The organism is Roseobacter sp. S87 (assembly GCF_055693285.1).
This window is the reverse complement of sequence record NZ_JBVFTR010000002.1, coordinates 47,914-62,637: the sequence shown is the minus strand read 5'-3', so window position 1 is coordinate 62,637 and position 14,724 is coordinate 47,914. Positions and strand designations below refer to the sequence as shown.

Below are 14,724 nucleotides of genomic sequence, written 5' to 3'. Positions count from 1 at the left end.
CGCCGGAAGGTTGCCGCAAGCTGTGCCTCTGACTGAGGCGGCAGCGCCACACCGGGGGCCGCCACCGGTGCGGCAGCGGGCAGGACCGGGGCCGCGGCGCGCGCCGGTGCTTTCGGGCGGGCTGGGGCAGATGCGGCGGCGGCCGCCGCCGCCGGCGGAGTGTCACCGACCGTAAAGTAATCCGGCACCTCAAGCGCGCCCTGTCCTGCATCATGCACAAAAAGTCCGCCGGCACCCTGATCTGCCGCAACATCACGCGCCGTCATACCCGCCCGGGCAAAGACATCGCGGACCGGGGTGTTACGGGGCCCCTCGATGATCTGACCGATCAGTTCTGTGCCCCCCTTCTCTGCGATGCGGGCACTGGCCCAGGCCACGACAGCAGTCTCTACAGTGCGGCCCAGAATACGGCAGCTGAGGAGGAAACTGTCGACCCACCATGTCCCGTCGCCGCCCGTGGCCTGCACAGCGGCGTCATCGGGCCAGGCCGCCTTCATCGCACCATCCGGCCGCAGGACCAGCACCCCCATCAGCTCATAGGGGCTGTGGCGGTCGGCAATACCAACGGCAAAGACCTCGCCCCCTTCCTCCAGGATCGCCTGCACCGCACCGGCATCGTGGCGGCGCAGAGTGCTGTTGAACTGGTTGGTTTTGACAAAGAGCTGCAGCACCCGTTTCTGATTGGCGGGCCCGTAGGGTTCAAAGGTCAGCTGCATTCCGAGATCGCGGTAGAAATCCGTGACATTCTCAAAAGACCGGCGTGCCACCTTCTCGCGCGCGCGCACTTTATACTGTGCCGAACGTTTCAGATCGGATCCGGTCAGTTCCAGGCTGTCGAGATAGGGATTGTCGAGCAGCCAGCGTTCCAGGTCCTCAGGGGCCGCCGGGAAATCCGGTACGATACAGTCGGGCAGGTTCCTGCGCACCTTTGCCCGCTCCACCGGGTTGTCGTCGATGAACATGGCATTGGCCGCCCCCAGCCCGACCTCGTCGAGCATATCGGCGATGCCGGTCGCTTTCTCGTTCCAGCTGATCCGGTGGGTGACCAGATCATCGGGGCGCAGGACCATCTCCGGGTGTTCAGCCATCATCTGCAGCGCCAGATCCTCGTCATTCTTGCTGGCCACCGCCAGTGCTGTGCCCCGCTGGTTCAGCGCCAGGAGCGCACGCTGGAACGCCGCATAGGCAGAACCGGGATAGGCACCACCGATGTCGAGCCCCTCCATACCGTCCTCGCCCAGCACCCCACCCCAGAGCGTATTGTCCAGATCCAGTACCAGAATACGCGCCGTCGCCCCGCGCAGCGCCAGCAGCCCGCCCAGCAGACGGCGGGCCAGATGATCAGAGAAATCCGCGCTGAACGGGACACGGCCCATATGCCAGAACTGACCCGGATCCGCAGCGGTCCGGCCAACATCGGCCAGCATGGCGGCACCGTCCAGCAGGTGCACATCGGTCATGTCCTTCAGCGCCGCCGCGATCCGGTCATTGGCCGCGGCAATCAGCGCGGTCAGCCCCTGGTCACTGCGCCCGTCCGCCTGGCCGAGGCTGGAGCGGGTAAGTGCAAAGAGCGACAGGACGAACACCGGCCCCGTCAGCCGGTCCCGCGCGCTGCGGACAAGCTGCAGCAGGGGCGCCAGCGCCTCGTCCAGCCAGGCATCGCGGTCTTCCACGCGCAGGCTGAGCGGGGCGGTATATACCCCGCCCAGCAGATCCTCGGCCCGCTCCGCGATCAGCGTTGCGGTCAGCGGCCCTGACAGTGCCTCTTCCAGCGGGGACGTGCCTGCAGGCTGCAGCAGCATGGTTTGAGCCTGCCCGAAAGGCGGCACATATGTCTCTGTTATGAGACCAAACCGCTCTGACTGAGCTGTGACGCTCATCGCAAGATAGTCCAGATTGGCCGATCCCAGAAGCGCAACTGTGCCCATATCGCGGGGGGCGCCGCGCATCGGCTCTTCCGGTTGCCGGGCAGCGCCCGTCTGTTTCGGGGGCACCTGCACCTCCGGGGCGGTCGCGGGCTGCGGCGCGCCAAAGATCTGAGCGGGGTTGCCCATGGCCGTGGCCCCGTCAGGCACATCCGTCAGCACCAGCGCATTGGCCCCGATTTTGGCATCACGTCCGACATAGACCGCCCCCGCAATGCAGGCCCCGGCCCCGATATCCGCCCCGGCCGCAATGATCGGCAGCTGGTCATTCTGCCCGGTCTGCGCCACACCAAGCGTGGTGTTCTGGCGGATCTGCGCGTCATCGCCGATCGCGCGGGCGCCGAGGCTCATGCCCGAGTGGTGCCAGATCCGCACCCGCCGCCCGAGCTTGACGGTGTACCACAGTGAAATGCCGCAGAACCATTCCACCAGCTTGAACAGGACGCGATAAAGCAGGGTTGCAGGCGCGCGGATGATCCTGGGCTGGCCCATCCGCCAGTTGCCGAACCGGTGTACAAAAACCGCCCAGAAACCCTGTTCGAAAAGCCGGCGCTCATGGGTCGCGAAGTCCTCGGCCACCAGGGCCCAGAAACCGATCCCTTCGGGGTTCTGATTGTGCCGGCCCCGCTCTGCGACAGGCGGGATTCCCATGGCGTCTTCTGCGGCGTGATAGGTGTCGGAGGCTGTGGTCATGGTTTTCTGGTCTCGTCAAACAGGGGGCGCAGCAGCCCCGGAACTTCTGAACTACACACAGATTAAGTCTGTATTACGACCCGCGCCTCTTTGCCCAAAGCAGCGCCGGGGTCGCGGAATCGCCGCCTGCATACGACAGATTTTCCGGGAAATCAGCCCCCGGGCGCCCGCAGGCCCTACCAGTGCCCCGCGCCCTGGCCCCGCCACATGCGCCAGCTGGCCCCCAGCCAGGCCACCAGATCCAGTACCAGCCCCAGCGCCAGCACAACCCGCCCCCGCAAACCGCGCCGCGGCCCGGCCTTCAGACGCTTGGTCAGCAGATCGAACGGCACATAGCCATACGGGCGCACCGGCAGATCCTCCTGCAGGATCCGGCGCAGCCAGCGCGGGTCCTCTGCGGCCTGCATCAGCATCCCGTGCGCAGCCTCTTCGGTCGGCGCATCACGCCTTATCCTGCGGAACAGAGCCGCATTCACCGCCGTCCCGACCACAATCCGGATCTGATGGCGGATCAGTTCCAGCGGGCTGCGAATGGATTCGTAGACATGAAATATCTCCGGGTCCCCGTCGATCCGGTCCGTATCCTCGGGGGCAGACAAAAGCTCTGTCAGGGTCATGGCGCGGATGAACCCGTCCTCTACCGGCAGACCCGCGGGCAGACCGATGCGTCGCGCCGTCTGCCCGCGCAACATAAAAAGCTGCCCGCAGATCGATTTGCGGAAATCCGTCAGCCCGTCCCCGCCCATGGCAATCACGCGCGCCATGGTCCCCACAGGCAGGTCGTCATGCACAACATCCTTGACCGGACGGCTGGAGAAGGCCCGCAGCCCGGGGTCGGCCTGCATCCGCTGCACCATCTGCAGCAGCGCCCGGGGGGCCGGCAGGCGGATATCCCCGTCCATGAACCCCAGCATTTCCGCAGAGGGCCGGGACAGCTCGTGTATATACCGGTGCCCTGTGCGTGATTTGCCGCCCTGCTCCAGATCCAGCACCCGGATCCGGGCCGCCACGGTCTCCGGCAGAGCAGCCAGCGCCTGCTCCGCCGCCCCGACGGTATTGTCGGTGCAGCCGTTGGCCAGCACCAGCATCTGCAGATCGACCTCTGTGGTCTCAAAAATTGTCTGCCGCGCCAGATCAGCGATCAGAGCACCGATCTGCGCCTCTTCGTTATACGCAAAAACACCGATATCGACACAGACCTGCGGCGCACTGCCGCCTGCGGGCACCGTCACGCGGGACACCCCCGGAAAAACCACGTAAGTGACTCATTTCAGACAGTATTCCCTTTATAAAACAAAGCGGTTTCACGGGTGAGACCGCCTTAATAACAATCTTGTAGGTCACTATGCCTCTGAGGATAATCCTGATATAAGCGCCGGAGTCAGAGCTCTGGTTGATTTTTAGTAAGGTTCGGTTTTCATGTCTGCAACTACTCATGTTGATACATCCGCCAAATCCGCCCCCCGGCAGATGCACTGGGGACTGTTCTGGTTTGCGGTGGCCACGCTGGGTGCGGGGTTTTTCTTTATCGATGGTCTGGACGCGCTGCTGGAAGCCTGGCAGCTGCCCGAATACAGCCACGGCCCCCTGATCCCTGTCCTGTCGCTGCTGCTTTTTCTGCGCCAGCTCAAGGAATATCCCATTGATCCCGGCCCCAAGCGCAACCGCTGGGTCGGTGTCACCGTTGTTTTGCTGGCCGTTTTCATTGGTGCGCTGGGAAAACTGGCGAATATCTCTGATATTGTGGCCTATGCGACCATTATCTGGGTCGGTGGCGTGCTGCTGATCAGCTTTGGCTGGGAGACAGGCAAGCATTTCTGGCCACCTGTTCTGCACCTTGTCTACATGCTGCCGCTGCCCGGTGTGGTCTATTACAAACTGTCCTCTGTGCTGCAGCTGATCTCGTCCGAGCTGGGCGTCTGGTTCCTGCAGCTGTTCAGCGTGCCGGTTTTCCTGGATGGCAACATCATCGATCTGGGCGTGCTGAAACTGCATGTGGCCGAGGCCTGTTCCGGGTTGCGCTATCTGTTCCCGATCATGAGCTTTTCCTACATCTTCGCGGTGCTCTACCGCGGTCCGATGTGGCACAAGGCAGTGCTGCTGATCTCGGCGGCACCTATCACTGTGCTGATGAACTCTGTCCGGATCGCCATTGCCGGTGTGCTGGCGGACAAATACGGCATCGAGTGGCTGGAAGGGTTCACCCACTTCTTTGAAGGCTGGGTGATCTTTATCACCTGTATCATCCTGCTGTTCCTGCTGGCGCGTGTGATGCTGTTTTTCCACCCCAGCAAGATGAGCCTGACGGAATCGCTGGATCTGGACACGGATGGTCTGGGGACCCAGGCTATGCGCCTGCGCTTTATCCAGCCCTCCGCGGCGATGATCACAGCTGCGGCCATCATGGTGGCCGGTGCGCTGGCCTGGCAGGCCGTGCCCGACCGCGATACCGGTACGGTGCCGCGCGATACCTTCTCGACCTTCCCCCGTCAGCTGGGCGACTGGCGCCAGAGCGGCCCTGCGGATGTGCTGGGCGCCGGTGTCACCCGGTCGCTGGGCGCGGATGACTACCATTCGATCGTGCTCGTCAAAGAGGGCGCTAAAGCCAGCGTGGGCTTCTTCTCGGCCTGGTATTACGACCAGAGCAAGGGCGGTGTGCACTCGCCGGAAATCTGCCTGCCCGGTGCAGGCTGGGAGATTGCCTGGCTGGAACGGACCGATATCACCGAAGAGATGGGCTCTGACACACCGTTCAATATCAACCGTGCGGTCATCCAGAAGGGCGAGACGCGCATGATGGTCTACTACTGGTTCGAGCAGAAGGGCCGCAAAATTGCCTGGGATTTCGCCGCCAAGTTCTATCTGATGCTGGACGGTATCTCGACCGGACGGACCGATGGTGCGCTGGTCAGGCTGACCACGCTGATCACAGAGGATGAAACGGATGCGGAAGCAGAAGAGCGGCTCAGGGAAGTTCTCAACGAGACGCTGCCGGTACTGCCCCGCTTCATTCCGAACGAGTAAGCCACCGGCGGCCTCTGGACTGTGAAGGACCGCCGGATGGCAGGCACCGATATTTTCTGCACCACCCGCGAACAGGTCGGCTGGGTCCCCATTCATCACATGATCCGACTGGCGGCTCAGGCGTTTGACGCGCGCATTATCAACTTCCGCCGCCACCGCATCAGCCGGATGGCACGCGTCCGCACCGCGCTGACGGGCGCCCCGCGGTCAGGGGCGGATGTGGCCATCTGCATCCTGCGCTCACCACAGGAAATCGACCGGATGCTCCGCTCGGAGGTGATGACAATCCCGTACCGCATCCGCGTGCTGTGGATCATCGACAGTTTCCGCACCCATCATCTGCCGCCAGCCTGGCAGTTGAAATCCTTTGACGTGATCGCGTACTGCCAGCGCTATGACCAGGAGGAATACGAGAGCCGCTTCGGGGACCGTGCGCTCTTTCTGGGCTGGGGCAGTGATGCACTGAATCTGGGCTCAGCAGGGCCAGAGCGCGCCTTTGACATCCTGCGCATCGGGCGCCAGCCCCCGGCCTGGGATGACGACGGGATCACCACGCAAAAGGCCACCGCACAGGGACTGGTGTTTCAGGGACGCCCGCCCGATATCCCCGATCTCAGCCAGCAGCAGCCCGTCCTGCTGCGGGACTACTACGGGCAGAGCCGCTTTGTGATCGCACATTCCAATCTCGCGGCCCCGGAAAGCTATACGCATAAATCCAAGGAATATATTACTGCGCGCTGGACCGATGCGCTGGCCTCGGGCGCGGTTGTCGCCGGTGTGCCGCCCCACAGCGATCTGGGCCTGATCGACTGGCCCGGAGCGCTGCTGCCGTTCGACCGGATCGACCTTGACGCAAATCTGGCGCAGCTGGCCGCGGCCCGGGCGGCCTGGACACCGCAGATGGCGCTGGACAACCACCTCGGCGCCCTCAAACAGCTTGACTGGCGCTGGCGGTTTCATACGCTCAGTAAGCACATCGGTCTGCGCCCGGCTGCCCTCGATGCCGAGATTGACAGGCTGAACAGCCGGATCGCTGCCCTGACCGCGACACAGGAGCCCCTGAGTGCATCATGACCTCTCGTCCACCGCCGCTCATTCACATCGGGTATCATAAGACTGCAACAACTTATCTGCAGAACACTGTCTTTGCCAGCAAAGATCTTTTTTCCGCCCCCTGGGGCACACAGTCCGGGCCCGCCGTGGAGCATTTCGTGCTGGCCCACCCCGAACGCTTTGATCCCGCGCAGATCAGAGCGGATTATTACGCCGGGTATGACAGCGGCGGCCCGGGAGTTCCGGTCATCTCGCATGAGCAGCTTTCAGGGGATCCGATGTATGGTGCCTATTACCTCGACCGGGTGGCCGGGCGGATCAGAGACTGTTTTCCGGAGGCCCGTATTCTGATTGGCGTCCGGGAACAGAAATCCGCGATACTGTCACTCTATTACCAGTACATCCGCCAGGGCGGCACACGACATCTGCAGGACATGCTCGTGGCCTCCCGCGACGGGCCGGGGTTCCGGCCTGTTATCAGGCTGGACCACTTTGAGTATGATCTGACGATTGCCACGTATCAGAGACTGTTTTCCCCGGAAAACGTATGCGCCCTGCCGATGGAACTGCTGTACAGGGCACCAGACGACTATGCCCGGATACTGGGCCGCTTTGCCGGTCTGTCAGAGCCCATGCCCCTGCCCCGCCAGGTGGTCAACGCCGCCCGGACAGCAACCAGCATGCGAGTGGAACGTCTGCTGAACGGATGGATCAACGTGCCGGATCTGCGGGCAGAGACATACAGTGACAACCCGCTGTCTTTCCGGCTCAAGAACCGGGCGCTGCGTTATCTTGACCAGGGGCTGCTGGCGGTGGCCGGCAAGCCGCACCGCAAATACCTGTCTGACACGGTCAGCGCGGTGGTCGGGCCGGCCTTTGCACAGTCCAACCAGCGCCTGAGCGCCCTGACAGGCTATGATCTGGCTGCACTGGGGTATGACTGCGGCGCTGCGGTCAGATCTCAAGACCGGTCAGCGTCCTGACCCGGGCCCGGTCGTCTTCAAAAAGTGCTGCAGCCTCCGCTTCGTCGTAGAAACTGACCTCCGAGGGCCTGCGCAGGACGCGATCGATCAGCACCCGCTGCGCCTGATCCGGCAACAGCCGGCGCAGATTGCGCTGCAGGCCGGGGATTTTCTTTTTGTATGTTTCAAACAGATGGCCCGCGCCGGTCATCTGATAGTTGCTGTTGCGCTTTTCCCCGATGGCGTCAGGATCGACCTGTGGCGGTTCAATCCCCAGAAAACCGCAGGTGCGCGCGAGCACGGTCAGCGGATCGCGGGTCAGTTCGCGAAAGTCGAGAAACAGAAACTGCTCTGGTGCAAAGACCTCCAGGTAGCGCTCGATCTGATCAGCGTAGCGCCCGGTCAGCAGCAGCATCGGATCTTCCTGCATGGCCGCGATCAGCGACTGGGGCGCCTGCACCGCGGGTTTGCTGCGCGCATTGTGCCGCCAGGCAGAGACCGCGCGTTTGACCGGGTCCCGCATGATATAGATCAGCCGGGCGTCGGGCACCGCAGCGCGGATACGGTCCGGCACCGGATCCAGAATACCCGGCGCATCCGGTACCTCCATCTGCGCCCGCGGGCGCAGCACCGTATATGTGGTCGAGGCATCCAGCCGGACCGGCGCGGAGGGATCCGAAAAACAGTCTCTGTAAAAGGCTTCTCCGCGGCTGTGGTTATGGGTCAGATAATGCGGTTCCTTGGGATCGGAGACACAGACCTGCGGGCTGTGATCCAGCAGGGCTGCCAGAAACGTCGTGCCGGATTTCTGGGCACCGATCAGGAATGTATTAGCGGGAAACACGTCAATGCAGGCCTTTTATGGGGCGGGATAGGGGATGGCGGGGCTGTCCTGCGCCGGTGCCTTGCTTAAACGCGCCGGGACAGGTACCGCAAGATAAAATACCAGGCGGTGCGCGCCCGGGCACGGGCAGATCAGGCAGGGACGGTCATGAACATCCTTTTTGTGCAGACAGGTGATTACGCAGAGGCCTGGCACAGTCTGGCACGCGGGGAACCGGAGACCTACCGCGATCAGCAGGCTTCGGTGGCCTACGTGGCCGGGTTGGCGCCGGCGCATCAGGTCACCACGCTCTGTCTGGGGGCAACCGCCTGTGAAGAGACCCTGGCTCCGGGGCTGGCGGCTGTGGGCATGATCCGCGCCCGGACCGGACCGGCAGAGGCCGGCGCGCTGCTGGACCGTCTCAGACCTGACCGTCTGATCCTGCGCTCGCCGTTCCGCGCTGTGCTGACAGAAGCTGCCAGGCGCGGCATTCCCGTTCTGCCGTGTTTTGCCGATCTCTTTCAGCCCGGCGGCCTGCGCCGGAAGGTGCGCCACTGGCAGCTGCGCCGGGCGCTTGCGCAGGCACAGGCCCCCTGTGTGGCCAACCACAGCCTGAACGCCTCACAGTCGCTGGTCAGTGTGCTGGGCCTGTCCGCCGACAGGGTCGTGCCCTGGGACTGGAGTCCGGTGACGGCCGAACCGGACGCCCGGCAGGCGGTTGCCGACCCTGCCCGCCCACAGCTTTTCTATGCCGGGGTGCTGAGCGCGGACAAAGGGGTGGGCGACTGTCTCAGCGCGGTGCAGCTGCTGCACCAGCGCGGCATCATGGCCGGCATGTCCCTGGCCGGCGGCGGTGATCTGCAGCACTGGCAGAAAGAGGCAAGGCGGCTGGGGATTGCAGAACACCTGCGCTTTCTGGGGCTGATCCCCAATACAGAGGTGCGCGCCCGCATGGCCGCCCATGACGCGGTAATCGTGCCCTCACGGCACAGCTATCCTGAAGGTCTGCCCAATACGATCTACGAGGCGCTGGCCTCGCGCAGCCCGCTGATCCTGTCGGACCATCCTGCCTTTGCACGCCGCATCACCCCCGGTCAGGGCGGGCTGGTCTTTGCCGCCTCAGAACCGCAGGCGCTGGCGGATGAGGTGGCGCGCCTGTGCACCGAAGAAGGGCTTTTTGCGCGGCTGTCGGCGGCCGCACCGGACACGCTCAGAGGTCTTACCATCGGGCTGGAATGGTCCGCCCTGGTGGATCTGTTCCTGCAGGACCCGGCAGATGACACAGGCTGGGTCCGGCAGCACGCGTTGTCCGGGCTTACGGCCTGATGCCCGGATCCCGGTCAGCCTGACTGCGGACCCAGCCCAGAAATGCCTTGTCCGCAGACCGCAGCGCCGGCCTGCCACTGTGCTCCCAGAACCGCCGCCAGCGCGCCTCCAGCGCATAGACATCCATCCCCGGCGCCAGCCTCCGGGCCTCCTGCAGCGCGTCCGCAGAGAGCACCGGTGCGGCGGCAAAGCCTGCCTCGATCACCTCTGCCCGGGGATCTGCTGCTTTGACCGGCGCGCGGGGCCGCACGATGATCATGTCACCGGGCACTTCCTCCAGCGTGTAGTCGGGCAGGTTATCCGCCCGGATGATCTCGCGCAGCATGGCGCGGAACACCCGGCGCGGAGAGGCCGAACCGGATTTGCGCAGCAGCACCGTTACCGAAATCTGCCACCGGGCCTGACGGCCGCAGTGTTTGCGCGCCAGCTCATAAAGTCGCCGCTCCAGCGGCTTGCGCAGGCTGAAGTAGTCTCTGTTCAGGGTCAGAACCGACCGCGACAGCACCGCACGATAAAGCCATTCCGACAGGGTGACCGACACGCTGACCATCCGCCCGGCCCGCGTCCGGCGGACGATTTCCCAATTCTCGATCAGACCGAACCCACGCGTCACCTCCACCGGATCCGCCCGGTCACCGGTGGCGATATTGGTTGTGATCCGCGTGCCTGCCAGACGCTCAAAAGCATCGCGCAGACGCCGGTAGCCATCGCCGGAGGTATCGCGGTGCGTGGCACGGAGCAGATCATGTGCCGTCAGTGTCAGGGTCCGGGCCACCGGTTTTCCCGCATTGATCGCCGCCACCAGCTGGCTGATGCAGAAGATCAGAATATCCGCATCAAAGATCGTTGCCCGCCCTCTGACACTGGGCGTCACCGTCACCTCAGTGTCGTTATGCCGGTAGGACAGAATACGCCGGTCCGGCCGGGTGGAGAGCGAAAAGAGCGGATGCTCCATTGAGGCCAGATCATGTTTCGGGCTCGCGCCGAAAAAATCACAGACAAAGAAATCCTCTGTCTGCGCGCAGATACCCTGCCCTTCCTGTGTGGCCATCGGCATGTCCTGTCTTTGCGACCCACAGCCGGGAAAATGCCTGATCCGGAGGGGCCTGATGCTCGTGATGATCCCGTTAGCGGGATTCGGGGTTTCATTAACACTGACTGTAGTTATCCACAGCCGACGCGTCCACCGGACATCGGGGGTTCCGAGTCACACCAACGTGGTCACAGAGTCGCTTCATTTCGTGGTCCCGGAGTCACTCCAGGGTGCAGAATTTCAACCAAACACCTGAAATACATTATACTTTTTACGCAAAGACAGATGCGTAACTATATTTTATAACAATTATTTAACGAACAATTTTCTGAAGCTCCCGCACAAACAGCAACAACACGTATGGCAACCTTCTGATTTTTCTTAGAAAAGAGCTGCGTGATATGTGATTATTGCCATGTAACACCTTTTATGACATTCTGCTGTAAACAGATAACATAAGAGGCGGTCATGAGCAGTACGACCCTTCCTCCTTACTTCAATATCTCGCCGGATCAGGCGATGGAAAGCCTTGAGCCGCCCAGCGGAAGTGCTGATTTCGCACGGATCGCCGAGGCTTGCCGGCAGGGACGCACAGATCTGGTCACCCGCGGGCTGAGTGAAAGCGGAACAAAGGCCCTGCGTCTCTTTTCGACCTGGGAAATTACCAAATATCTCATTCCGGTGGCACCCGCTCATTTCCGGCGGGTGCTGCGCCAGAACCCGGATCTGCCGCAGGGCCGTTCAGAAACCGATGGCGGCGCCAAGTGGTTCGCGCTTGATGAAGTACTGCGGCTGCGGGCGCATTTTGCCGCTGAAGGTTCGAAATCAAAGGACTATGTGCCCTACCGGCCCGACGGTCAGCCCGCCAAGATCGTGGCGGTGGCCAACTTCAAGGGCGGCGTTGGGAAAACCTCGACCTGTGCGCATCTGGCCATGTCCGCAGCGCTCGATGGCTACCGGGTGCTGGTGATTGATCTGGACAGCCAGGGCTCGATGACCTCGGTCTTTGGTGGCACAGTGGCGGATGAATGGCAGACGGTGTTTCCGCTGCTGGCGCGCCACTACGCGCTGGCCCTGCAGCAGGAAAACCAACGCCGTCTGGACCGCGGAGAGGCACCGCAGCCGCTGGATGAGACCCTGACAGAGGCGCTGAGCCTGCGCACCCGTGATGTGGTGCAGTCCACGCACTGGCCCAACATTGATCTGATCGGTGCGCAGCTGAACCTTTACTGGTCGGAATTCCAGATCCCGGTCTGGCGCACCCAGTCGCGGGGCTGGAAGCTCTGGGATGCGCTCGGTGATGTGCTGAGCGCAGATGGCGTGCTGGATGACTACGATCTGGTCTTTCTCGATACGCCCCCGGCGCTGGGGTATCTGACGATCAACGGACTGGCAGCGGCGGATATCCTGCTGGTCCCGCTCGGGGCCTCCTTTCTGGAGTTTGACAGCACTGGGCGGTTCTTTGACATGCTCCATGCCACCTTCCAGTCGATCGAGCAGGGCGAGAACATGGCGGCCCGGGCGCTTGGACGCCCGGAGATGGCCTTTGAGTGGGATGCGGTGCAGGCGGTCATCACACGCTATGACGGCAGCCAGCAGGCGGAAATGGCGGGTCTGATGCAGGCCTATCTGGGCCGGACACTGCAGCCCTACCGTCAGGACTTCACCGCACTCATCGGCCAGGCTGGCGAGAGCGTCAACGGCATCTACGAGGCGGATTACCGGGATTTCAACCGGGATACCTATGCCCGGGGCCGGGCTACATTCGATGAAACCTATGCCACCTTCAAAACACTGCTGCTGGGGATCTGGCGGCGGGCGGAGACGGCGACCGGTCAGGCGGCGGAATGACCTGTCGTCTGCCGCCCCCTCCTGCCCTGACATGTTCCGAAAGGAGGCCATGATGGCCAAACGCAAACGACTGACCCCTGCAACCGGCCTGTCAGAGTCTGTTTTGCCCGAAACAGAGACACATACCGGAGCTGGTTTCGGGCCCCGGCCCGGAGCGCGGGCACCGATTGCCGATGTGGCCGGGCAGGCTGCCGCCCAGGCGGCGCTGGAAACCCTTGCCGATGAGGTGGCACGCAACCGGCGTGAGGGCCGTGTGGTGCAGTCCCTGCCGCTGCAGTCGGTGGTTGAGGATCATATGGTGCGTGACCGCATGTCCCAGGATGCCGGTGATCAGGCGGTGCTGGAGGCCAGTCTGCGCGCCCGGGGCCAGCAGACCCCGATCGAGGTGGTAGAGATCGCAGAGGGCCGCTATGGGCTGATTTCGGGCTGGCGGCGTCTGCATGCCCTGCGCCGCCTGCATGCGGAAACCGGCGAGGCGCGGTTTGCTGTGGTTCAGGCTCTGATCAAGCCGGTTGAAACGGTGTCCGACGGCTATGTGGCGATGGTCGAGGAAAACGAGATCCGCGCCAATCTGTCTTTTTATGAACGCGCCCGCCTCGCCTGTGAGGCCGCGCGACTGGGGGTTTACCCGACACCGTCAGAGGCCGTCCGGGTGCTTTTCGCCCATGCGCCGGCGGCAAAACGGTCCAAGATCAACAGTTTTGTCCGGCTCTGTGAGGCGCTGGGGGCGCATCTTGCCTATCCTGAGACCATTCCCGAAAAGCTGGGGCTCTCACTGGTATCCGCGCTTGAGAGAGAGGACGGGTTTGCCCGGCGTCTGAAAGAGGCGCTGCGCAAGAGCCCGCCTGCTGATGCTGCCGCCGAACGCCGGGTGCTGGAACGCGTTCTGCGGCCTCCTGCGCCTGCTGCCGCGGCCCCCGAAGAGGTTGCGCCGGGGGTTCGGTTGCAGACATCCCGTGGCCGTATCGTGCTCAGCGGCAAAGGCATCACGCCTGATCTGGCACAGGCGCTCCGGGAATTTCTGGCCAGGCGGTGACCCGGAACAGGCCCGCTCTGCCGGCAGAAAAACCCGTTTGAGATGTCCCTTGCCGCCCCTTGTGTTTCGCATGCGAAAACAGGCACTGACAGGCGGTATCAGACTCTTCCGAACAGAATATCAGACGCTGCCCGCTCGGCGCTGGCCGGAATAAAGGGTGAGTTGGCGCTGCCCGGGCAATGCGTCAGTTCGCCCACAAGGATGGTATCGCCATCGGTATAGAGATCGACCCGGACAAACTCGAAATCCGCGCTGAGGCGGTCGGCGATCTGCAGCAGGGCGTCCAGGTTTTCGGGGCGCGGGGTCTCGCCATCGGCCATCGGTCTGCCGCCTTTGGAGAAGGGCAGTTTGACCCAGTCCCGGTTGTAGTACATGCGTTCGTGAGTGCCGGTCCGGCCAAGGTCGAGCTGCACCATGCGGGCGCGGCCCCTGTAGCAGTAGAACTTGATGTCCGCGTTGTCGGTGCGGTCAAAGATCAGGTCTTCCACGATGACCCTGGGCGTCAGATAGCGGTAGTTTTTCTCGCGGGTCCAGACGTAGTGGTTTTTGTCAAACCAGCTGCAGATGACCTCGCGGCTGACTGGTTCACCTGCAGTGCGCAGCATGAAAGGCCCGCTGAGATGGGTGGGCTTGATCGCGCAGCGGTCGGAGAAGTCAAAGGACTGCACCTCTGCGGGGGATCCGAGCACAGCCTGGGTCGGCACATTATGGCCCGGGCCGAGCCTGGCAGTGACATAGTCCTTGAGAAACGCCTTGTCGGAAACATAGGCCTGCAGCGGGTCATGCGCCCCCTGCCCTGTTTTCCTGTGATAGAGATAGTCGTTCAGCAGCGAAATATCCGCCGGGCGCCGGCCGTTATACCGGATGAACCTCAGATATGAGATGATCCTGTCGCCGAAGTCATTCAGCGGGATCAGCCTGTCTATTCCCTGCCGCATCAATCCTGCCTGCCTGCCCTGTATCGCCCCATGCGCGCACCATAGGGGAAGGCTGTCTGC

Annotated in this window: 11 protein-coding genes; 6 read left to right on the top strand and 5 right to left on the bottom strand. The window is 63.0% G+C overall.

What is annotated here, in order from left to right:
• Both ACZ1HA_RS00390 and ACZ1HA_RS00385 read right to left on the bottom strand, forming a co-directional pair.
• On the bottom strand, nucleotides 1-2,618 hold a 2,618-nt coding region (locus ACZ1HA_RS00390; protein WP_472712441.1), incomplete at its 3' end, for an HAD-IIIC family phosphatase.
• Between the two features lie 176 nt (nucleotides 2,619-2,794).
• Nucleotides 2,795-3,850, bottom strand: a complete 1,056-nt coding sequence (locus tag ACZ1HA_RS00385) for a glycosyltransferase family 2 protein (RefSeq protein WP_472712440.1) — start codon at nucleotides 3,848-3,850, stop codon at nucleotides 2,795-2,797.
• A 187-nt stretch (nucleotides 3,851-4,037) separates the two neighbouring features.
• Here ACZ1HA_RS00385 and xrtD point away from each other — a divergent pair, with 187 nt between their 5' ends.
• From xrtD to ACZ1HA_RS00370, 3 genes are read left to right on the top strand one after another with little or no spacing between them, the layout of a single operon-like run.
• Nucleotides 4,038-5,642, top strand: a complete 1,605-nt coding sequence (gene xrtD, locus ACZ1HA_RS00380) for a VPLPA-CTERM-specific exosortase XrtD (protein WP_436397445.1) — start codon at nucleotides 4,038-4,040, stop codon at nucleotides 5,640-5,642.
• A gap of 36 nt (nucleotides 5,643-5,678) precedes the next feature.
• Nucleotides 5,679-6,716: a hypothetical protein gene (locus ACZ1HA_RS00375; RefSeq protein ID WP_375227239.1), complete on the top strand. Its 1,038-nt coding sequence runs from the start codon at nucleotides 5,679-5,681 to the stop codon at nucleotides 6,714-6,716.
• Nucleotides 6,713-7,678 carry a hypothetical protein gene (locus tag ACZ1HA_RS00370; RefSeq protein ID WP_436397447.1) on the top strand — a complete coding sequence of 322 codons (966 nt, stop codon included), beginning with the start codon at nucleotides 6,713-6,715 and terminating at the stop codon, nucleotides 7,676-7,678. The genes ACZ1HA_RS00375 and ACZ1HA_RS00370 overlap by 4 nt, the downstream gene beginning before the upstream one ends.
• Here ACZ1HA_RS00370 and ACZ1HA_RS00365 read toward each other — a convergent pair.
• Nucleotides 7,650-8,501: a sulfotransferase domain-containing protein gene (locus ACZ1HA_RS00365; RefSeq protein WP_472712439.1), complete on the bottom strand. Its 852-nt coding sequence runs from the start codon at nucleotides 8,499-8,501 to the stop codon at nucleotides 7,650-7,652. The two genes, ACZ1HA_RS00370 and ACZ1HA_RS00365, sit on opposite strands and share 29 nt — an antisense overlap.
• 147 nt (nucleotides 8,502-8,648) lie before the next feature.
• Between ACZ1HA_RS00365 and ACZ1HA_RS00360 the strand changes: the two genes are divergently transcribed.
• On the top strand, nucleotides 8,649-9,806 hold the full coding sequence (locus ACZ1HA_RS00360) for a glycosyltransferase family 4 protein (RefSeq protein WP_375227242.1): 1,158 nt from the start codon (nucleotides 8,649-8,651) through the stop codon (nucleotides 9,804-9,806).
• Here ACZ1HA_RS00360 and ACZ1HA_RS00355 read toward each other — a convergent pair.
• Nucleotides 9,796-10,857 (bottom strand): replication initiator protein A, encoded by a 1,062-nt coding sequence (locus ACZ1HA_RS00355; protein WP_472712438.1) that lies wholly within the window; start codon nucleotides 10,855-10,857, stop codon nucleotides 9,796-9,798. The two genes, ACZ1HA_RS00360 and ACZ1HA_RS00355, sit on opposite strands and share 11 nt — an antisense overlap.
• A 450-nt stretch (nucleotides 10,858-11,307) precedes the next feature.
• Between ACZ1HA_RS00355 and ACZ1HA_RS00350 the strand changes: the two genes are divergently transcribed.
• Entirely contained in the window at nucleotides 11,308-12,690 is a 1,383-nt protein-coding gene (locus tag ACZ1HA_RS00350; protein ID WP_375227244.1) for an AAA family ATPase, read from the top strand.
• Between the two features lie 52 nt (nucleotides 12,691-12,742).
• Nucleotides 12,743-13,726, top strand: coding sequence for a ParB/RepB/Spo0J family partition protein (locus ACZ1HA_RS00345; RefSeq protein ID WP_472712437.1), 984 nt, complete (start codon nucleotides 12,743-12,745; stop codon nucleotides 13,724-13,726).
• Between the two features lie 98 nt (nucleotides 13,727-13,824).
• Here ACZ1HA_RS00345 and ACZ1HA_RS00340 read toward each other — a convergent pair whose 3' ends face one another.
• Entirely contained in the window at nucleotides 13,825-14,664 is an 840-nt protein-coding gene (locus ACZ1HA_RS00340) for an ATP-grasp fold amidoligase family protein (RefSeq protein WP_472712436.1), read from the bottom strand.
• Between the last annotated feature and the right edge of the window lie 60 nt (nucleotides 14,665-14,724).